Here is a 362-nt window from a genome sequence, read left to right as displayed (position 1 = left end):
GACTTCAAAATTATCTATGAGTACCTCCGGCAGGATGGCTCGAAGCAGTTTTTCCGATTTCATGATGCAAAGGTAATACTATACCACGATACATCCACGTCGCCCACCGGGAAAATCCGCTGACCCGTAATAAACCTGTGTTTAAGCGTACATGTTGCAAAGTCGGAAGATGAAAAATTTAGTGTCGTTTACGCCGTGTAGTTTGGCTCTGAATGCCTTGATTTTTGAGTTGATCGATTCGGCAGATGCGTTTGTTGAGCGGTTGTCAAAGAAGTTGAGTATCTCGTCGGCGTGCTCATAAAATGTGGCTGCGATTGTATTGAATGACTTGAATCCGGCTTGGGCGACGCTGTTGTACCATC

Annotated in this window: 1 protein-coding gene; it reads right to left on the bottom strand. The window is 45.3% G+C overall.

Annotation, left to right across the window (positions count from 1 at the left end):
- Positions 1-141: 141 nt before the first annotated feature.
- Positions 142-362: transposase (locus FW767_RS13030; protein WP_150980752.1), on the bottom strand; the 221-nt coding region annotated here is incomplete at its 5' end.

The organism is Heminiphilus faecis (assembly GCF_008728965.1).
Lineage (GTDB): Bacteria > Bacteroidota > Bacteroidia > Bacteroidales > Muribaculaceae > Muribaculum > Muribaculum faecis.
This window is presented reverse-complemented; position numbering and strand designations above follow the sequence as displayed.